We start from the raw sequence: 19,179 nt of genomic DNA, 5'->3' as shown, positions 1-19,179 counted from the left end.
GTGCGGGCAGGGTGTGAGAGCCGGGCCCTGCGGAGTCCCGGGGAGGTCTTACGGGGGCTCCGGTTACGGGGCCTCCAGCCACCCCTCGTACTCCGCGACGAACGCGTCCAGCGCGGCCGGGTCCAGGCGCCCGGCCGCGTCCTCCACGACCACCAGCCACTGGGCGTCCTCGGCGTCGTCCTCACCGGCCAGGGCGTCCCGTACGAGCTGAGGCTCCTCGGTGACCCCGAAGCGGTCGGCCAGCTCCCCGGCCACCTCCTCCGCGGCGTCGCGGTCGGGCAGCACCAGTACGTGTCTCACATCGCTCACCCGCCCATTCTCGGACACGGGCTCCCGGGCGACGGGCGGTGGGGCGCCCCGGCTGTCAGTGGGCCGTGGGATGCTGGATCGCGATGGCCACCAGGAAGAATTCCACCGACGATCCGCTCGCCCCCGTCACGCTCGCCGTGGGCCAGGAGGACCTCCTCCTGGACCGTGCCGTGCAGCAGGTGGTGGCGGCCGCGCGCGCTGCCGATGCCGATACGGACGTACGGGATCTGGCGTCCGACCAGTTGCAGCCCGGCACGCTCGCCGAGCTCACCAGCCCCTCGCTCTTCGCCGAGCGCAAGGTCGTGATCGTGCGCAATGCGCAGGACCTCGCGGCGGACACGGTCAAGGACGTCAAGGCGTATCTCGGTGCGCCGGTCGAGGAGATCACGCTCGTCCTGCTGCACGCGGGCGGGGCCAAGGGCAAGGGGCTCCTGGACGCGGCGCGCAAGGCGGGTGCCCGGGAGGTCGCCTGCCCGAAGACCACGAAGCCCGCCGAGCGGCTCTCGTTCGTACGGTCGGAGTTCCGGACCCATGGGCGGTCCGCGACACCGGAGGCCTGTCAGGCGCTGGTCGACTCCATCGGCAGCGACCTGCGGGAGCTGGCCAGTGCGGTGTCCCAGCTGATCGCGGATGTCGAGGGCACGATCGACGAGGCGGTCGTCGGGCGTTACTACACGGGGCGGGCGGAGGCGTCGTCGTTCACCGTCGCCGACCGGGCGGTCGAGGGGCGGGCGGCGGAGGCGCTGGAAGCGCTGCGGTGGTCGTTGTCGACCGGGGTCGCGCCCGTGCTGATCACCAGTGCGCTGGCACAGGGGGTGCGGGCGATCGGGAAGCTGTCCTCGGCGCGGGGCGGGCGGCCGGCCGACCTCGCCCGGGAGCTGGGGATGCCTCCGTGGAAGATCGACCGGGTGCGGCAGCAGATGCGGGGGTGGACGCCGGACGGGGTCGCGGTGGCCCTGCGGGCCGTGGCGGCGGCGGATGCGGGAGTGAAGGGTGGAGGGGACGATCCCGAGTACGCCCTGGAGAAGGCCGTCGTCGTGGTCGCCCGGGCGGCGAGGTCGGGGCGGTAGCCCTCTCGGGGCGCGGTGGGCGGTTCGCCATAAGGTTCGCCGTTGCGTGCGGGCTCTCCTGTGAGCGCCGGTTCCGTCCTCAAGCGCCGGACGGGCTGGGCATGCCCCGAGTGGGCCGGGCGTCCCTGGGTGGGCTGGGTGTCCCCGCGTCGTCCGGAGGCCCCCGGACGGCCTGGATATCCCCCGGAGGTATATCCCGGGGCAACCCCGGGGCCCGATATGCACATGCCGAAGCCCCGGTCCTTGATCTGGGGAGATCGAAGACCGGGGCTTCGGGTCACACTCTTGGTGCGCCGCACCCGCGTGGCGAACGCAGGTTCGGTGTGCGGCGCGGGGTGCCGGTCAGGGACGGGAGAGAGGGCCCGTCGAGTCCGTTCCGGCGGTCACATCAGTGAGCTTCGGGATGAAGCTCAGGCCTGCAGGGAGGCAACCTTGGACGCCAGCGCCGACTTCTTGTTGGCGGCGGCGTTCTTGTGGATGACACCCTTCGAGACAGCCTTGTCGAGCTGACGGGAGGCGTCGCGGACGGCCGTGGTGGCCTTCTCGACGTCACCCGCGACGACGGCCTCGCGGGCCTTGCGGATCGCGGTCTTGAGCGACGACTTGACGGCCTTGTTGCGCAGGCGCGCCTTCTCGTTGGTCTTGTTCCGCTTGATCTGGGACTTGATGTTCGCCACGAAAGAGCCTTTTCAGGTTCGTTGGATCTTCTATGTGCGCCACGCCGCTGATGAGAGCCACGAGGCACAGCTGTCCACGGTAGCAGTCACCCTCGGACCGGCCCAAACCGGTCGCTGTCCCGCAGGCGTGGGACGATGGAGCCTACGTATCGATCCGACCGACCCGACATCGACCCGAGACACGGCGTTCGGCGTCTCAAGAATCAGGACCCTGCGTGCCCGCGACTCCTTCCAACGTGCCAGAGCCGAGCCGTACCGACCCGGCGCTGATCCGCAATTTCTGCATCATCGCGCACATCGACCACGGCAAGTCGACCCTCGCCGACCGGATGCTTCAGCTGACCGGAGTGGTCGACCAGCGGCAGATGCGTGCTCAGTACCTCGACCGGATGGACATCGAGCGCGAGCGCGGCATCACCATCAAGTCCCAGGCGGTCCGGCTGCCCTGGGCGCCCACCGAGGGCGAGGACCAGAGCCGGACCCACGTCCTCAACATGATCGACACCCCGGGCCACGTGGACTTCACCTACGAGGTCTCCCGTTCGCTCGCGGCCTGCGAGGGCACGGTCCTGCTGGTCGACGCCGCTCAGGGCATCGAGGCCCAGACACTGGCCAACCTCTACCTGGCGATGGAGAACGACCTCACCATCGTCCCGGTGCTCAACAAGATCGACCTGCCGGCCGCACAGCCGGAGAAGTTCTCCGAGGAGCTGGCCAACCTCATCGGCTGCCAGCCCGAGGACGTGCTCAAGGTCTCCGCCAAGACCGGCGTGGGCGTGGACGCGCTGCTCGACCGGGTCGTGCGGGATGTTCCGGCCCCGGTCGGGGTCGCGGACGCCGCTGCCCGCGCGATGATCTTCGACTCGGTCTACGACCCGTATCGCGGTGTCGTCACCTACGTCCGTGTCGTCGACGGTCAGCTCAACAAGCGCGAGCGCATCAGGATGATGTCGACCGGCGCCACCCACGAGCTGCTGGAGATCGGCGTCTCCTCCCCGGAGATGACCCCGGCCGACGGCATCGGCGTGGGCGAGGTCGGCTACATCATCACCGGTGTGAAGGACGTGCGGCAGTCCAAGGTCGGTGACACGATCACCTCGCTGAGCAACGGGGCGACCGAGGCACTGGGCGGTTACAAGGACCCGAAGCCGATGGTCTTCTCGGGGCTGTATCCGCTGGACGGCTCGGACTACCCCGACCTGCGCGAGGCGCTCGACAAGCTCCAGCTCAACGACGCCGCCCTGGTCTACGAGCCGGAGACCTCCGCCGCGCTCGGCTTCGGCTTCCGCGTCGGCTTCCTCGGCCTGCTCCACCTGGACGTGGTCCGCGAGCGGCTGGAGCGCGAGTTCGGCCTCGACCTGATCGCCACCGCGCCCAACGTGGTCTACCGGGTCGAGATGGAGGACGGCACCGAGCACATCGTCACCAACCCGAGCGAGTTCCCCGAGGGGAAGATCGACAAGGTGCACGAGCCGGTCGTGCGCGCCACGGTGCTGGCCCCCAGCGAGTTCATCGGCGCGATCATGGAGCTGTGCCAGGGCCGGCGCGGCACCCTGCTCGGCATGGACTACCTCTCCGAGGACCGGGTCGAGATCCGCTACACCCTGCCGCTCGCCGAGATCGTCTTCGACTTCTTCGACCAGCTGAAGTCCAAGACGCGGGGTTACGCCTCCCTCGACTACGAGCCCACCGGCGAGCAGTCGGCCCACCTCGTCAAGGTCGACATCCTGCTGCACGGCGACAAGGTGGACGCGTTCTCCGCGGTCACCCACAAGGACAAGGCGTACGCGTACGGTGTCCGGCTCGTCGCCAAGCTCCAGAAGCTCATCCCGCGGCAGAACTTCGAGGTGCCCATCCAGGCGGCCATCGGCTCCCGGGTCATCGCCCGTGAGACCGTCCGCGCCATCCGCAAGGACGTCCTCGCCAAGTGCTACGGCGGTGACATCTCCCGTAAGCGGAAGCTGCTGGAGAAGCAGAAGGAGGGCAAGAAGCGGATGAAGATGGTCGGCAACGTGGAGGTGCCGCAGGACGCCTTCATCTCCGTCCTGTCCACCGACGAGTCCGCCGGGGAGAGCAAGGGCAAGAAGTAGCCCGGGAGAGCAAGGCACGAAGAACCCGGGAGAGCAAGGGCGGGAAGCAGCCGGGGGCAAGGCAGGAATGCGGCCCCGCGTCGAAGCCCGAGGGCCCTCATCACCGCAGTACCGTGCGGTGGTGAGGGCCCTTTCGTTATGAAAGCGGCGGCCCGTTGCCTCTTACGTGGTGGACGAGTGCGCTCTACTCTGATCACGACTCGATGGTTACTGGCCAGTTAAACAAGCCGAACAAGCAGGTTGCGCAGCACACGAGCATCAGCAGTCGCCGTATCAAAGAAGCCGGTCGTAGCAATGCCGCAGGCCCGGAGGACGTCGTGAGCGACACACAGACTTTGATCGATAACCGGCCGCCCTCCGTGGCGGCCCTCTTCATCGACCGCGTGGCGGCCACCCCCGACGGGGAGGCGTACCGCTATCCGGTGCCGTCCGCTTCGGGCGAGGGTCCCGACGACTGGAAGTCGTTGACCTGGGGACAGGCCGCCGAGCGGGTCTACGCCATCGCCGCCGGTCTGATCACGCTCGGCGTACGGCCGGAGGAGCGGGTCGCCCTCTCCTCCGCCACCCGGGTGGAGTGGATCCTCATCGACCTCGGGGTGATGTGCGCGGGCGCCGCGACCACCACGATCTACCCGTCCACGAACGCGGAGGAGTCCGCGTTCATCCTGGCCGACTCCGAGAGCCGGGTGCTCATCGCGGAGGACGCCGAGCAGCTGGCCAAGGCCCGGGAGACCCGCGCCGACCTGCCGGACCTCGCCCATGTCGTGGTCATCGACCCGGCCGGGGTCGAGCCGGCCGAGGGCGACCCCGAGGGCTGGATCATCACGCTCGCCGACCTGGAGGCCCGGGGCGCCGAGCTTCTCGCCAAGACGCCGGACGCGGTCACCGAGCGGGTCGCCGCCATCACGTCCGACCAGCTGGCCACCCTCATCTACACCTCGGGCACCACCGGTCGCCCCAAGGGCGTACGGCTGCCGCACGACAACTGGTCGTACATGGCCAAGGCCACCGTGGCGACCGGGCTGATCACCGCGGAGGACGTGCAGTACCTCTGGCTGCCGCTCGCCCACGTCTTCGGCAAGGTCCTCACCTCCGGCCAGATCGAGGTCGGCCACGTCACCGCCGTCGACGGCCGCATCGACAAGATCATCGAGAATCTGCCGGTCGTCCAGCCGACCTACATGGCCGCCGTGCCCCGGATCTTCGAGAAGGTCTACAACGGGGTCGCCTCCAAGGCCCGTGCGGGCGGCGCCGCCAAGTACAAGATCTTCCAGTGGGCGGCCGGGGTCGCCCGCGAGTACGCCAAGGTCTCCCAGGACAACTTCCGGCGTACCGGCAAGGCATCCGTCCCCTTCGCGCTCGGCGCCAAGCACAAGGTCGCCGACGCGCTCGTCTACTCCAAGATCCGTGAGGCGTTCGGCGGCCGGCTGCGCGCCTGCGTCTCCGGCTCCGCCGCCCTCGCCCCGGACATCGGCTACTTCTTCGCGGGCGCCGGGGTCCACATCCTGGAGGGCTACGGCCTCACCGAGACCAGCGCCGCCTCCTTCGTCAACCCGGGCGAGGCCTACCGCACCGGCACCGTCGGCAAGCCGCTCCCCGGCACCGAGGTGCGCATCGCGGACGACGGCGAGATCCTGCTGCGCGGCCCCGGCGTCATGGAGGGCTACCACAAGCTGCCCGACAAGACCGACGAGGTCCTGGAGTCGGACGGCTGGATCCACACCGGGGACATCGGCGAGCTCTCGGCCGACGGCTACCTGCGCATCACCGACCGCAAGAAGGACCTGATCAAGACGTCGGGCGGCAAGTACGTCGCCCCGGCGGAGGTCGAGGGCCAGTTCAAGGCGGTCTGCCCGTTCGTCTCCAACATCCTGGTGCACGGCGCGGACCGGAACTTCTGCACCGCGCTCATCGCCCTCGACGGCCCCACCATCCTCGGCTGGGCCGCCGAGAACGGCCTGGAGGGCAAGTCGTACGCGGAGGTCGTCGCCGCCCCGCAGACCGTCGAGCTCATCGACGGGTACGTCAAGCGCCTCAACGAGGGCCTTCAGCGCTGGCAGACCATCAAGAAGTTCCGCCTCCTGCCGCGTGACCTGGATGTCGAGCACGGCGAGCTGACCCCCAGCCTCAAGCTGAAGCGGCCGGTCGTCGAGCGGGAGTACCAGGGGCTCATCGACGAGATGTACGCGGGCTCGCGCGAGGCGTAGGAGCCGTCGGCTCCACCACGAACCGTCCGGGGGCTCGGCCCCGGACCGGCACGGGCGGGGAGTCCGGACCCTCACGGGCCCGGGTTCCCCGCCCGCTGCACGTGCACCGCACGGTCCCCCGAGGCGCTTCAAGCCCGGCGGGGGCGGTGAGACCGGCCACGCGCGGCACCGCTCGCACGGCGGTCCACGTGCGGCACCGCTCGCACGGCGGTCCACGCGCGGCACCGCTCGCACGGCGGTCCACGTGCGGCGACCCCGCCCGTACCGGCTGTGGCATGCGGGCATCCCGCGCGCGCCGCGGCGAGTACGGCCGAGGGTCGCCGAAAGCCGCGCGGCTGCTGCTCCGGTGTTCGGCCGCGCGAGCTTTCGCGAGGCCTTGCGTTCGACCCCGCTCGATTTTCCGACCACTTCGGTAACTCGGTGCTTATGGGTGCGTCCGGTCTGTCACTCTGTCGGAGTCGTCGGACCCGTAGGAGCCGCACTGTGGCACCCATCCCCTTGCAGCGGGACACCGTGCAGCGTCCCGGTACCACTCGTGCCGGGTACGCACACGGCCCGCGCCCGGTCAGCCGCACCAGCCTGCCCGGAACACCCCTCGCCCCGTCCGCCGCCCGCCGGTTCGTGCGGGCGGCGCTCGCGGAGTGGACCGGGCTCGGGGTGCCCGCTGCCGTGGGCTTTGGCGACCGGCTCGCGGACGATGCCGTGACCGTCACCAACGAGCTGGTCACCAACGCCGTCGTGCACGCCGGGACCACGGTCGACCTCGTGCTGAGGCTTGAGGTCCCCGGGCCGGAGGTGGCGGGTGGCGGGGAGCCGACGGCCGCCCTCGTGCTGGAGGTCACCGACCACCACCCGGCCCGCCCGGTGAGCGGCGACGAACCGCCCGCCGAGGCCCCCGCCGCCCCGCCCGACCCCGCCGAGTACGGCCGGGGGCTCCAGCTCGTCGCCTCCCTCGCCGAGTCCTGGGGCATCACCTACCGCACCGGCCTCAAGACCGTCTGGGCCCGCCTCCCCGTCGACGACTGGAGTGGCCCGCCCGCCCGGCCCGACCAGGACGCCCTCCGGCGTGGTCTGCGCGCCGCCCGGATCATCGCCCCAGCCGCCCGGCGCACCGAACGCGACGACGCGGTCTGGGACGGCCGGGGCGCCCCGGCCTTCCTCGCCGAGGCGTCCGACCTGCTCGCCGGGCAGCTCGACGAGGACCTGGTGGCCGCCATAGCGGGCCAGCTGCTGGTGCCCCGCCTCGCGGACTGGTGCGCGATCTGGCTGGAGGCCGAGGGCGGGGGACCGGCCGCCGAACCCCGGCTCGCCCGGGTCTGGCACAGTGACGAGAACGGCACCGAGCCCTTGCGTACGGCCCTGGAGAGGGAACCTCTACGTCTCCCGGCCGGTATCGGCTCCGGCCCCGTATCCGTCCCCGTGCCCTGGCCCGCCCACCGCGGCGAAGACGCCCGTCACGGCGACGACATCCACCACGCCGGGGACGCCCACCCCGCCGAGGCGGTCCGCGAGTACACCCCGCCCTCGCACCCCGGCAGCCGCGACAGCGCCGCGCTCGCCTTCCGGATCACCGCCGGCGGCCGCGTGCTCGGGACCGTCCTCGTCGGGCGTGAAGGCGTCGCCCAGGTCCCGGAGGCGGTCGCGTCACTCATCGAGGACTTCGTACGTCGCCTCGGCCTCGCCGTCGGCGCGGCCCGCGCGTACACCCGGCAGGCCACCATCAGCCGCATCCTCCAGCGCGGCCTGCTCCCCAGCAAGGTCGCCGACATCCCCGGCGTCACCAGCGCCCTCGTCTACGAACCGAGCGACGACGGAGTGGTCGGCGGCGACTTCTACGACGTCTTCCCGTGCCCCGGCGACCGCTGGTGCTTCGTCCTCGGCGACGTCCAGGGCTCAGGCCCCGAGGCCGCCGTCGTCACCGGCCTCGCCCGCCCCTGGCTGCGGCTGCTCTCCCGGGAGGGCTTCGGCGTCGGCGAGGTGCTGGACCGGCTCAACCGGCTGCTCCTCGACGACGCCATGGAGGCCGCCGAGGCAGCCGCCCTGATGGTCGCCGCTGCCGGGGGGCAGCAGCTCCACGACGGCTCGCAGTCCCGGTTCCTGTCCCTGCTGTACGGGGAGGTCGTGCCGCTGACCGGCGGCGGGGTCCGCTGCACGGTGGCCAGCGCCGGGCATCCGCTGCCCCTGCTGCTGCGGCCCGACGGCTCCGTACGCCCGGCGGCCGAGCCGCAGGTGCTGCTGGGGGTGCTGGAGGAGGTGGCGTACGAGAGCCAGACCTTCGACCTGGCGCCCGGGGACAGCCTGCTCTGCGTCACCGACGGGGTGACCGAGCGGCGGTCGGGCCCGCTGATGTTCGACGACGGGGACGGGCTGGCCCGGGTGCTCGCAGGGTGCGCCGGGCTGCCCGCCGACGCGACGGCCGAGCGCATCCGACGTGCGGTTCACGAGTTCGCCGAGCAGCCGCCGGACGACGACGTGGCCCTGCTGGTGCTGCACGCGGACTGAAGCGTGCCGGTGAAAGGCGGCCCGGTCCGGCGGACTCCCGCGGCGAGCGACAATGGTCCCTATGCCTTCCGTACTGCCCGATGGTGAGCCCGTGCCCGACGACGGGGCGCTGCCCCGCCATGCCCTGGAAGGCGCAGCCGACCGCCCGCTCGGCTTCTACCTGCACGTTCCGTACTGCGCCACCCGCTGCGGCTACTGCGACTTCAACACCTACACCGCCACCGAGCTGCGCGGCTCCGGCGGCGCCCTGGCCTCCCGGGACAACTACGCCGCCCACCTGATCGAGGAGGTCCGCCAGGCCCGCGAGGTCCTCGGCGACGACCTCCGCCCTGTCCGTACGGTCTTCGTCGGCGGCGGCACCCCCACCCTGCTGCCCGCCGCCGACCTCGTACGGATGCTGGCGGCTATCAGGGACGAGTTCGGGCTCGCCGAGGACGCGGAGATCACCACCGAGGCCAATCCGGAGTCCGTCGATCCGGCCTATCTCTCCGCGCTGCGCGAGGGCGGCTTCAACCGGGTCTCCTTCGGAATGCAGAGCGCCAAGCAGCACGTCCTGAAGATCCTGGACCGCACGCACACCCCCGGCCGCCCCGAGGCCTGTGTCGCCGAGGCGCGGGCCGCGGGCTTCGACCACGTCAACCTCGACCTGATCTACGGCACCCCCGGCGAGTCGGACGACGACTGGCGGGCCACCCTGGACGCGGCGATCGGCGCGGGCCCCGACCACGTCTCCGCGTACGCGCTCATCGTCGAGGAGGGCACCCAGCTCGCCCGCCGCATCCGGCGCGGCGAGATCCCCATGACCGACGACGACGCCCACGCCGACCGCTATCTGATCGCGGACGAGGCCTTCGCCGCCGCCGGGTTCGACTGGTACGAGGTCTCCAACTGGGCCACCACCGAGGCGGGCCGCTGCCTCCACAACGAGCTGTACTGGCGCGGCGCCGACTGGTGGGGCGCGGGCCCCGGAGCCCACAGCCACGTCGGCGGGGTCCGCTGGTGGAACGTGAAGCACCCGGGCGCGTACGCGCAGGCGCTCGCCGAGGGCAGGTCGCCCGGCGCGGGCCGCGAGATCCTCGCCGATGAGGACCGCAGGGTCGAGCGCATCCTGCTGGAGCTGCGGCTTCGCGAGGGCTGCCCGCTCTCCCTCCTGAAACCCGACGGCCTCGCCGCCTCCCACCGTGCCCTGGCCGACGGCCTGCTGGAGCCGCGGCCGTACGAAGAGGGCCGCGCGGTCCTCACCCTGCGCGGGCGGCTCCTGGCCGACGCCGTCGTCCGCGACCTCGTCGACTGACCCCGGCGCGCCCTCTCACGGCTTGCAGTCCTTCGCCGTCAGCGGCGGTGCGACCCCGGCGGGCTTGCCGCAGACGAGGGTCCGCTCGGCGGACGGCCCGGGGCGGACCACCTTGACGATGTTCAGGCCGTGCACGTTGTCGGAGACCGAGGCCCTCGCCCGGCTGAACGAGATCGTTCCCGTGGGCATGTTGTTCAGGTCCACCGTGTGCAGCGTCGCCCACGTCTCGGCGGCGCTCCGGGGGGCGTCCCCGCGTGCGGCGGCGTCGTACAGGGCCGCCGTCGCGCTGTAGGCGATGACGGTCTGCCCGCTGGCGAACAGCTCGTCCTCGTACGCAGGCCGCCCCGAGGCCAGGCTCGTGACCTGGCCCTCCGGGTGCAGGGCCCGCAGGGTGCGGTGCGCGTCCCCGTAGAAGCCGAGGTTCTTTCCCCGGTCCAGCGGGGCGAGCGAGCTGTGGTAGAGCGTGACGTTCGTCGCGATGGACGTGCTGTCGCTGAACGTGCTCTTCGTCAGATCGTCACCCGTGAACACCGTCATCCGCCGGTCCGAGCACCCGGTGGTCTCCGACAGGCCCCGCATCAGGGTCCGTACGTCCTCGACGCGCCCCGCGAAGTACAGCGCGTCCGGGACCCGCTCGGCCTGGCAGATGGTGGTCAGCGGGGCGTTGAGACTGGCGCCGCCCGCGAGGCCGTACTCCACGTCCCGGCCCAGCGTGAAGCCCGCGTCCCGGAGCATCTCCTTGCCCGCGGCCCGCTGCTCGGCGGTGTAGCGGTCCTTGTCCCCGTTCCGGGCCCGGCGCGACAGCACGATCGAGTGCGGGGCCTCCATGGTCTTCGCGATCTGCCCGGCGACCAGCCCCAGCGCGTACGTCTGCTCCTCGTCCGTCGCCGCGAGACCGAAGTAGTTGGGGTACCGGCGGGGGAGGTCGCTGCTGGAGTTCGTCGTGTTGACCAGCGGCAGCCCGGCGTCGCGCAGCAGCGCCGCCGCGTCGTCGCTCTCGTCGGTGTTACGGCCCAGGCCCACCACGCCGACCACCGTGGGGTCACGCTCCGCCACCTCGATGATCTTGCGGACGGCGGTGAGCTGCCGCAGCATGTCCTCGCCGCCGTTGGCGGTGAGCACCCGCAGCTTGACCGACCGCCGCACGGTCTTGTTCACCGCCCGCTGCTGGAGGTAGACGCCGGTCAGCTCCTCCAGGCCCTTGCGGGTCTCCTCGCGGTCCCTGCCCGTGGAGGTGAGCGGACCGGCGTAGATGACCGTGACGTACCGGTCGCCCGGCTCGATGTCCGCGTTCTCCTCGCGGATCGCCCGCTCGATCCGGTCGAACGTGATGCCCTTCCCGGCCCCGTTCAGCTCCAGGTCGTTGCCGCGTGCGAACCGCACATCGGGCGCGGTCGCCACCCCGACGCACTCCCGGTCCCCGTCGGCCCCGGCCCAGATCGCGTCCGTGTTGCGGTCGGTCAGCGGGCCGTGGCAGTACGTCTCCCGCCAGTGCCCGGCCCACAGGAACGCCCCCAGCAGGCTGCCCACCACGACCAGCGCGATGCTCGCCCGCGACATCACCCACCACGCCCAGGTGCGCCGCACCCGGTAGGTCACCAGCTGGGCGTGGGCGTGCTCGTGGGTCAGCTTCTCCGTGGACAGCGGCAGCCGCAGCACCCACGCCAGCGTCGCGGCCGCCACCGGCGACTGCCCCAGGCTCAGATCGTCGACCCACCGCTCGTACCTGGCCCGGGCCCCCGACGCACCGGTCGGCGCGCCGGGACCCGGCCGCTCCGGGCGCAGCGGCGGAGTGTGCCGCATGATCTCGGCGGCCGGCAGCGAGGCGAGCAGCAGCAGCGGATCGACCTCACTGCGCCGCGACCGTACGTTGTTGATCGCGTTGATCAGCAGGATGCCGCCGTCGTCCTGGGTGGCCCGGGGCAGGAACACCACCGGCGGCACCGTGCGCTTGCTGCGCCGCCAGTCCAGCGCGTGCGGCCGGTAGGCGTGCCGCAGGTCCTCCAGCAGCGCCTGCACCCGCAGCTCCAGATGGAACTGGCGCGCGTGCTCGTCGCCCGCCCCCGCGTCCGCCACCCGCTCCGCGACCGCCGCCGCCCGCGCCCGGATCACCCGCCACGAACCGCTCGGCGAGAACCACGACCAGCCGTCCGAGGGATAGCCGGTGCTGGAGGCGGCCAGTGAGGAGGTGGTGGCGAACCAGCGGCTGGCCCGGCGCAGCCACAGCAGCGGCGGCGCGGCCCGGGTCAGCAGCCCCGCGACGGCCAGGGCGATCAGCGCGCCCGCCGCCACCAGGGCCGTCAGCAGCCAGTCGATCTCCCCGAACAGCACACTGAGCAGCGCGATGAACAGCGCGCCGACGAAGGTCTCCGGCCGCACCGAATCCCGAAGCGAGTCCCACCAGGTGCCCCGGCGCGGCCGGTCCGCCCGCCAGCGCAACCGGCTCAGCTGCTCCAGAATCCTTTCCTCGCGCACCCCCTCCGCGCCGCCGCCGGACTGCTCGACCACCGTCGCGGTCGCCTGCTCGACCGCCCCGAGCAGCCGGGAGCGCGGAAAGGAGAACGGCTTGTACTGGGCGTTCTCGCGGGTCTCCCACGGCTTCTCGGACAGCGTGCGCACCATGTCGAGCGCCGCTTCGTACGGTGTGGCCCCGTCGCCGTCCAGCAGCCGCACCGGCACCCGGCGCAGCTCGTTGGCCTGATGCACCTGGTGGACGAGCCGCTCGACCCGGGCGTCGATCTCAGGCCCGGCTCCGGCGTCCGCCGCCTGGGCGACCACGAGCGGCATCACCGGACGGTTCACCCGGTACCGGTCGATCAGCTGCTGCATCAGGTGGAAGACGGCGGAGGCCGCCTCATTGTCCGCACTGTCCCGCCAGACCTCGCGCGCCATCGCCCCGTGCCCTTCCCCCGTGCCCTTCCCCCGTGTCCATGAGCCCGTGTCCATGAGCCCGTGTCCCCACCCTCAATAACCGATGGTGCGCGTGGGGCGCAGGCATTCACAGGGATCGGCACATGATCGTCCTGGAGGGGGGCGGTCAGGCCCACGTCGGGCCGGTGTCAGGCCCTGGACATCAGGCCGGAAGGGTGACGAAGTCGATCAATTCCTCCACGCGGCCCAGGAGTTGTGGTTCAAGATCCTTGTAGCTGTGCACCTTCGACAGAATGTGCTGCCAGGCCGCCCCGGTGTTCTCCGGCCACCCCAGCGCCCGGCACACCCCCGTCTTCCAGTCCTGCCCGCGCGGTACGACGGGCCAGGCGCCGATCCCCACCGAGGACGGCTTCACCGCCTCCCACACGTCGATGTACGGGTGCCCCACCACCAGCACATGAGCACCGGTCACCCGCTCGGCGATCCGGGACTCCTTGGAGCCGGGCACCAGATGGTCCACCAGCACCCCCAGCCGGGCGTCAGGACCCGGCGCGAACTCCCCGACGATCGCGGGAAGGTCGTCGATGCCCTCCAGGTACTCCACGACCACGCCCTCGATGCGCAGGTCGTCGCCCCACACCCGCTCGACCAGCTCCGCGTCGTGCCGGCCCTCCACATAGATCCGCCCGGCCCGCGCCACCCGGGCCCGCGCACCGGGCACCGCCACCGAACCGGAGGCCGTACGGGCGGGGCGCACCGGACCGCCCGCCGACGGGCGTACCAGTGTGACGACCTTGCCCTCCAGCAGGAAGCCGCGGGCCTCCATCGGGAACACCCGGTGCTTGCCGAAGCGGTCCTCCAGGGTGACCGTGGGCCCCTGGGCCGTCTTCTCGCAGCGGATCACCGCCCCGCAGAAGCCGGTGGCGACCTCCTCCACGACCAGATCGGGCTCGGCGGGGACCTCGGGCACGGGGGCGGACCGCTTCCACGGCGGGGTCAGGTCCGGCTGGTAGCTGCGCATGCCCCGACGATAATCGTCACACCGGCGCGACAAACCTCACGCCGCGACCCTCAGGGAGCCGTTCCGCCACCGTGGGAATCCTCACGCCGCAGCCGCATGCCACGACCTCACGCCACCGCGAACCGCTCCGCCAGTGCCGCCCGTTGCGCCCGGACGAACGCCGCGTCGACAGCCGCCCCGTGCCCCGGTACGTACACCGCGTCCTCGCCGCCCAGCTCCAGCAGCCGGTCCAGAGCGGCCGGCCAGCGCGAGGTGACCGCGTCCGGGCCCGCCTGCGGTTCGCCCGACTCCTCGACCAGATCGCCGCAGAGCACCACCGCCGGGTCCGGGCCCGCCCCCGGCACCAGCACCGCGAGGTCGTGGCTGCTGTGCGCGGGGCCCAGGTCGGCCAGCAGTACCCGGCGGCCGCCGCCCAGATCCAGCGTCCGCTCGCCGTGCACCTCGTGGCGCGGGGCCACCAGCGTGTCCGCCGACCCGGCCGCCTCGTCCTCCGGCACCCCGTGGTGCACCGCCGACGCGTACAGCTCCTGCCCCCTGTCCCGCAGCAGGGCCGTGAGGCCCGCCGACCCGTACACCTGGGCCCCGGCGAACGCCGCCGTGCCCAGTACGTGATCGAAATGGGGGTGGCTCAGTGCGATATGCGTCACCCTGCGACCGAGCAGCGCCTCGGCCTGCCGCCGCAGCTCGACGCCCTCGCGCAGTGTCGAACCCGTGTCGTGGAGCAGCACGCCCTCCGTCCCGGCGACCAGCGCGACGGTGGCGTCCCAGCCGGGGAGCCGCCGTCGGCCGATACCGTTGCCCAACCGCTCCCAGCCGAAGTCTTCCCAAGCGACGTCCATACGGCGACGCTATCGGCGGCGACCTGCGGTCTCCCGCCGGGACCTGGCCGGTCGCCCTTGCCCACGCCCCACCCCGCCCCCGTACACTGACCGGGGGATTGCTGGCACTCGTACGCACCGAGTGCCAGACAGGGACCGGAGAACGACAGCTGGAGGTGTGCGCGATGCTCAGCGAACGCAGACTCGAAGTGCTGCGCGCCATCGTCCAGGACTATGTCGGCACCGAGGAGCCCGTCGGCTCCAAGGCGCTCACGGAGCGGCACCGGCTGGGCGTCTCCCCGGCCACCGTCCGCAACGACATGGCGGTGCTGGAGGACGAGGGCTTCATCGCGCAGCCGCACACGAGCGCGGGGCGCATCCCGACCGACAAGGGGTATCGCCTCTTCGTCGACAAGCTCGCGGGCGTCAAGCCGCTGTCCTCGCCCGAGCGCCGGGCCATCCAGAATTTCCTGGACGGCGCGGTCGACCTCGACGACGTCGTCGGGCGGACCGTGCGGCTGCTCGCGCAGCTGACCCGGCAGGTCGCCGTCGTGCAGTACCCCTCGCTGACCCGCTCGACGGTGCGGCACGTGGAGCTGCTGTCGCTGGCCCCCGCCCGGCTGATGCTGGTCCTGATCACGGACACCGGCCGGGTCGAGCAGCGTATGATCGACTGTCCCGCGCCGTTCGGTGAGGCATCGCTCGCGGATCTGCGGGCCCGGCTCAACAGCCGGGTCGTCGGACGACGCTTCGCGGATGTTCCGCGGCTGGTGCGGGAGCTGCCGGAATCCTTCGACAGCGAGGACCGGGGGACGGTCTCCACGGTTCTCTCCACTCTTCTCGAAACCCTGGTCGAGGAGACGGAGGAGCGGCTGATGATCGGCGGCACCTCCAACCTCACCCGCTTCGGACACGACTTCCCGGTGATGATCCGGCCGGTGCTGGAAGCACTGGAGGAACAGGTCGTCCTGCTGAAGCTGCTGGGTGAGGCCACGGACTCGGGCATGACCGTACGGATCGGGCACGAGAACGCCCACGAGGGGCTCAACTCCACGTCCGTCGTCGCGGTCGGCTACGGTTCGGGCGACGAAGCAGTCGCCAAACTCGGCGTGGTCGGACCGACCCGCATGGACTACCCCGGAACGATGGGAGCGGTACGCGCAGTGGCACGTTACGTCGGACAGATCCTGGCGGAGTCGTAAGTGGCCACCGACTACTACGCCGTACTCGGCGTACGCCGCGACGCATCGCAGGACGAGATCAAGAAGGCATTCCGTCGGCTCGCCCGCGAGCTGCATCCGGATGTCAACCCGGACCCGAAGACCCAGGAGCGGTTCAAGGAGATCAACGCCGCTTACGAGGTGCTGTCGGACCCGCAGAAGAAGCAGGTCTACGACCTCGGCGGCGACCCGCTCTCCGCCAACGGCGGTGGCGGCGGCGGCGCGGGCGGTTTCGGTGCCGGAGGCTTCGGCAACTTCTCCGACATCATGGACGCGTTCTTCGGAACGGCCTCGCAGCGCGGGCCCCGCTCGCGCACCCGGCGCGGCCAGGACGCCATGATCCGGCTGGAGATCGACCTCGCCGAGGCGGCCTTCGGCACCACCAAGGACATCCAGGTCGACACGGCGGTCGTCTGCAACACGTGCAGCGGCGAGGGCGCGGCCCCCGGCACCTCCGCCCAGACCTGTGACATGTGCCGCGGCCGCGGCGAGGTCTCGCAGGTCACCCGGTCCTTCCTGGGCCAGGTCATGACCTCGCGGCCCTGCCCGCAGTGCCAGGGCTTCGGTACGGTCGTGCCGACGCCGTGCCCGGAGTGCGCCGGTGACGGCCGCATCCGCTCGCGCCGCACGCTCACGGTCAAGATCCCCGCGGGCGTCGACAACGGCACCCGTATCCAGCTCGCCGGTGAGGGCGAGGTCGGCCCCGGCGGCGGCCCGCCCGGCGACCTCTACGTCGAGATCCACGAGCTGCCGCACTCCGTGTTCCAGCGGCGCGGCGACGACCTGCACTGCACGGTCACCATCCCCATGACGGCGGCGGCCCTGGGCACCAAGTGCCCGCTGGAGACGCTGGACGGCCTGGAGGAGATCGACATCCGGCCCGGCACCCAGTCCGGCCAGTCCGTGCCGCTGCACGGGCGCGGGATCACACATCTGCGCGGCGGCGGCCGGGGCGACCTGATCGTGCACGTCGAGGTGATCACCCCGTCCAAGCTCGACCCGGAGCAGGAGCGGCTGCTGAGGGAGCTGGCGAAGCTGCGGGGTGAGGAGCGGCCCACCGGCCAGTTCCAGCCAGGTCAGCAGGGTCTCTTCTCTCGTCTGAAGGACGCGTTCAACGGTCGCTGAGCCGCTTTTCGCCTTTCACCGCACCGCCCGCCGGACTTCTTCCGGCGGGCGGTGCGGCGTGCGACGGAAGAACCGGTCAGGTCGTCGGCTGGCTGATTCGGCCCTGTGCACGGGACGTGGCACGATGCGGTCATGTCCTCCGAGTTGACCGATCTCTGCCGGTATCCGATCGTGCAGGCCCCGATGGCGGGCGGCGCGTCCGGACCTCAGCTCGCCGGAGCCGTCGCCGAAGCGGGCGGGCTCGGGTTTCTGGCCGCCGGGTACAAAACGGCGGACGGGATGTACAACGAGATCAAACAGCTGCGGCGGCTCACCTCCCGGCCGTTCGGCGTCAACCTCTTCATGCCGCAGCCCGCGCTCGCCGACCCCAGCGCCGTGGACGTCTACCGCCAGCAGCTCGCCGGTGAGGCCGCCTGGTACGAGACACCGCTCGGCGACCCGGACAGCAGCGGCGACGACGGCTACGAGGCGAAGGTCGCGATCCTGCTGGAAGACCCGGTCCCCGTCGTCTCCTTCGCCTTCGGCTGCCCGACCCGCGACACCCTCGACGCGTTCGCCAGGGCGGGCACGCTGACCATCGTCACGGTCACCTCCGCCGAAGAGGCCCAGGCGGCGCAGTGGGCGGGCGCCGACGCCGTCTGCGTCCAGGGCGTCGAGGCGGGCGGCCACCAGTCCACCCACCGCGACGACCCGCAGGCCGACCACACCGGCACCGGGCTGCTCTCCCTGGTCACCCAGGTCCGCGAGACCGTGCAGATCCCCCTCGTCGCCGCCGGCGGCCTGATGCGCGGTGCCCAGATCGCCGCCGTCCTCGCGGCGGGCGCGGACGCCGCCCAGTTCGGCACCGCCTTCCTGATCTGCCCCGAGTCCGGGGCGCACCTGCTGCACAAGCAGGCCCTGACCAACCCGCTGTTCGTCCGCACCGAGCTGACCCGCGCCTTCTCCGGGCGGCCCGCACGCGGCCTGGTCAACCGTTTCATCCGCGAGCACGGCCCGTACGCCCCCGCCGCCTACCCCCAGGTCCACTACGTCACCAGCGGGCTGCGCCAGGCCGCCGCCAAGGCCGGGGACGCGCAGGGCATGGCCCTGTGGGCGGGGCAGGGCCACCGGATGGCCCGTGAACTGCCCGCGGGCGAGCTGGTCGAACTGCTCGCCGCCGAACTGGAGGCCGCCCGGTCGGCCCTGAGCATGAGGAGCCCCCGGTGACCGCACCGGTCTTCGTCGTCGAACGGATGCCCACCGGGCCGGAGTTCGTCCTGGAAGGACCCGAAGGGCGGCACGCCGTCTCCGTGAAGCGCCTCCAGCCCGGCGAGGACGTCGTCCTCACCGACGGCCTCGGTCACTGGGCGGAGGGTGTCGTACGCGCCGTCGAGGGCAAGGACCGCCTCACGGTCACCGGTCTGGAGAGCATCCACGAGGAGCCGGAGCCCACACCCCGGATCACCGTCGTCCAGGCGCTCCCCAAGGGCGACCGCGGCGAGCTGGCCGTGGAGACCATGACCGAGACCGGCGTCGACGCGATCGTGCCGTGGCAGGCCGCCCGCTGCATCACCCAGTGGAAGGGCGATCGGGGCGCCAAATCCCTGGCGAAATGGCGCAGTACGGCACGCGAGGCGGGCAAGCAGTCCCGCCGGGTGCGCTTCCCCGAGGTGGCCGAGGCCCTGACGACCAAGCAGGTCGCCGCCCTGCTGGCCGACGCCGACTTCGCCGGGGTCCTGCACGAGGACCGCGACCACGACAGCACCCCGTTGGCCACCGCCGAACTCCCCGCCGAGGGCACGATCGTGCTCGTGGTCGGCCCCGAGGGCGGCGTCTCCCCGCAGGAACTGACCGCCTTCGCCGAGGCGGGCGCCCGCCCCTACCGTCTCGGCCGCAGCGTGCTGCGTACCTCTACCGCAGGGACGGCCGCGACGGCGCTGCTGCTGGGACGTACCGGCCGCTGGGGGTGAACGGGGCGCCGGGGGCGAACAGGCCC

At 71.9% G+C, this 19,179-nt stretch carries 14 protein-coding genes; 9 read left to right on the top strand and 5 right to left on the bottom strand.

The window, feature by feature from the left end:
- Positions 1-63: 63 nt before the first annotated feature.
- Entirely contained in the window at positions 64-309 is a 246-nt protein-coding gene (locus tag CIB93_RS01940; protein WP_096623339.1) for a hypothetical protein, read from the bottom strand.
- Between the two features lie 83 nt (positions 310-392).
- Here CIB93_RS01940 and holA point away from each other — a divergent pair, with 83 nt between their 5' ends.
- The gene (gene holA, locus CIB93_RS01935; protein WP_096623337.1) at positions 393-1,379 is read left to right on the top strand and encodes a DNA polymerase III subunit delta; all 987 of its coding nucleotides are present in this window, start codon (positions 393-395) and stop codon (positions 1,377-1,379) included.
- A gap of 410 nt (positions 1,380-1,789) precedes the next feature.
- Here the strand turns inward: holA and rpsT are convergent, their stop codons facing one another.
- Positions 1,790-2,056 carry a 30S ribosomal protein S20 gene (gene rpsT, locus CIB93_RS01930; protein WP_003969243.1) on the bottom strand — a complete coding sequence of 89 codons (267 nt, stop codon included), beginning with the start codon at positions 2,054-2,056 and terminating at the stop codon, positions 1,790-1,792.
- Between the two features lie 215 nt (positions 2,057-2,271).
- On the opposite strand from rpsT, the gene lepA reads away from it, so the two are divergent.
- From lepA to hemW, 4 genes are all read left to right on the top strand, one after another.
- Complete coding sequence (lepA, locus tag CIB93_RS01925; RefSeq protein ID WP_096623335.1) at positions 2,272-4,146, top strand: translation elongation factor 4; 1,875 nt, start codon at positions 2,272-2,274, stop codon at positions 4,144-4,146.
- Between the two features lie 317 nt (positions 4,147-4,463).
- Positions 4,464-6,353: a long-chain fatty acid--CoA ligase gene (locus tag CIB93_RS01920; protein ID WP_096623333.1), complete on the top strand. Its 1,890-nt coding sequence runs from the start codon at positions 4,464-4,466 to the stop codon at positions 6,351-6,353.
- Positions 6,354-6,836: 483 nt separating this feature from the next.
- Entirely contained in the window at positions 6,837-8,855 is a 2,019-nt protein-coding gene (locus CIB93_RS01915) for a SpoIIE family protein phosphatase (protein ID WP_096623331.1), read from the top strand.
- A gap of 52 nt (positions 8,856-8,907) precedes the next feature.
- Positions 8,908-10,149 (top strand): radical SAM family heme chaperone HemW, encoded by a 1,242-nt coding sequence (gene hemW, locus CIB93_RS01910; RefSeq protein ID WP_096623329.1) that lies wholly within the window; start codon positions 8,908-8,910, stop codon positions 10,147-10,149.
- A gap of 15 nt (positions 10,150-10,164) precedes the next feature.
- On the opposite strand, the gene CIB93_RS01905 is transcribed toward hemW, so the two are convergent.
- The 3 genes from CIB93_RS01905 to CIB93_RS01895 form a co-directional block, all read right to left on the bottom strand.
- Complete coding sequence (locus CIB93_RS01905; RefSeq protein ID WP_096623327.1) at positions 10,165-13,041, bottom strand: ABC transporter substrate-binding protein; 2,877 nt, start codon at positions 13,039-13,041, stop codon at positions 10,165-10,167.
- A 181-nt stretch (positions 13,042-13,222) separates the two neighbouring features.
- Positions 13,223-14,041, bottom strand: coding sequence for a DUF3097 domain-containing protein (locus CIB93_RS01900; RefSeq protein ID WP_096623326.1), 819 nt, complete (start codon positions 14,039-14,041; stop codon positions 13,223-13,225).
- A 107-nt stretch (positions 14,042-14,148) separates the two neighbouring features.
- Positions 14,149-14,880: an MBL fold metallo-hydrolase gene (locus CIB93_RS01895; protein WP_096623325.1), complete on the bottom strand. Its 732-nt coding sequence runs from the start codon at positions 14,878-14,880 to the stop codon at positions 14,149-14,151.
- 164 nt (positions 14,881-15,044) lie between these two features.
- Between CIB93_RS01895 and hrcA the strand changes: the two genes are divergently transcribed.
- The 4 genes from hrcA to CIB93_RS01875 all read left to right on the top strand — a co-directional run bounded on the left by hrcA (position 15,045) and on the right by CIB93_RS01875 (position 19,153).
- Positions 15,045-16,061, top strand: coding sequence for a heat-inducible transcriptional repressor HrcA (gene hrcA / locus CIB93_RS01890; RefSeq protein WP_096623323.1), 1,017 nt, complete (start codon positions 15,045-15,047; stop codon positions 16,059-16,061).
- Complete coding sequence (gene dnaJ, locus CIB93_RS01885) at positions 16,062-17,204, top strand: molecular chaperone DnaJ (RefSeq protein ID WP_096623321.1); 1,143 nt, start codon at positions 16,062-16,064, stop codon at positions 17,202-17,204. It begins immediately after the preceding gene.
- A 132-nt stretch (positions 17,205-17,336) separates the two neighbouring features.
- Positions 17,337-18,410, top strand: coding sequence for a nitronate monooxygenase (locus CIB93_RS01880; protein WP_096623319.1), 1,074 nt, complete (start codon positions 17,337-17,339; stop codon positions 18,408-18,410).
- On the top strand, positions 18,407-19,153 hold the full coding sequence (locus tag CIB93_RS01875) for a 16S rRNA (uracil(1498)-N(3))-methyltransferase (RefSeq protein WP_096623317.1): 747 nt from the start codon (positions 18,407-18,409) through the stop codon (positions 19,151-19,153). Before CIB93_RS01880 ends, CIB93_RS01875 begins: the two co-directional genes overlap by 4 nt.
- Positions 19,154-19,179 lie beyond the last annotated feature (26 nt).

It is taken from the genome of Streptomyces sp. WZ.A104 (assembly GCF_002382885.1).
Classification (GTDB): Bacteria; Actinomycetota; Actinomycetes; order Streptomycetales; family Streptomycetaceae; genus Streptomyces.
This window is presented reverse-complemented; position numbering and strand designations above follow the sequence as displayed.

Bases quoted from the DNA above. Each gene is read 5' to 3' on its own strand.
- holA (WP_096623337.1), top strand. From the start codon at position 393: ATGGCCACCAGGAAGAATTCCACCGACGATCCGCTCGCCCCCGTCACG.
- CIB93_RS01880 (WP_096623319.1), top strand. From the start codon at position 17,337: ATGTCCTCCGAGTTGACCGATCTCTGCCGGTATCCGATCGTGCAGGCC.
- hrcA (WP_096623323.1), top strand. From the start codon at position 15,045: ATGCTCAGCGAACGCAGACTCGAAGTGCTGCGCGCCATCGTCCAGGAC.
- CIB93_RS01895 (WP_096623325.1), bottom strand. From the start codon at position 14,880: ATGGACGTCGCTTGGGAAGACTTCGGCTGGGAGCGGTTGGGCAACGGT.
- CIB93_RS01900 (WP_096623326.1), bottom strand. From the start codon at position 14,041: ATGCGCAGCTACCAGCCGGACCTGACCCCGCCGTGGAAGCGGTCCGCC.
- hemW (WP_096623329.1), top strand. From the start codon at position 8,908: ATGGTCCCTATGCCTTCCGTACTGCCCGATGGTGAGCCCGTGCCCGAC.
- CIB93_RS01905 (WP_096623327.1), bottom strand. From the start codon at position 13,041: ATGGCGCGCGAGGTCTGGCGGGACAGTGCGGACAATGAGGCGGCCTCC.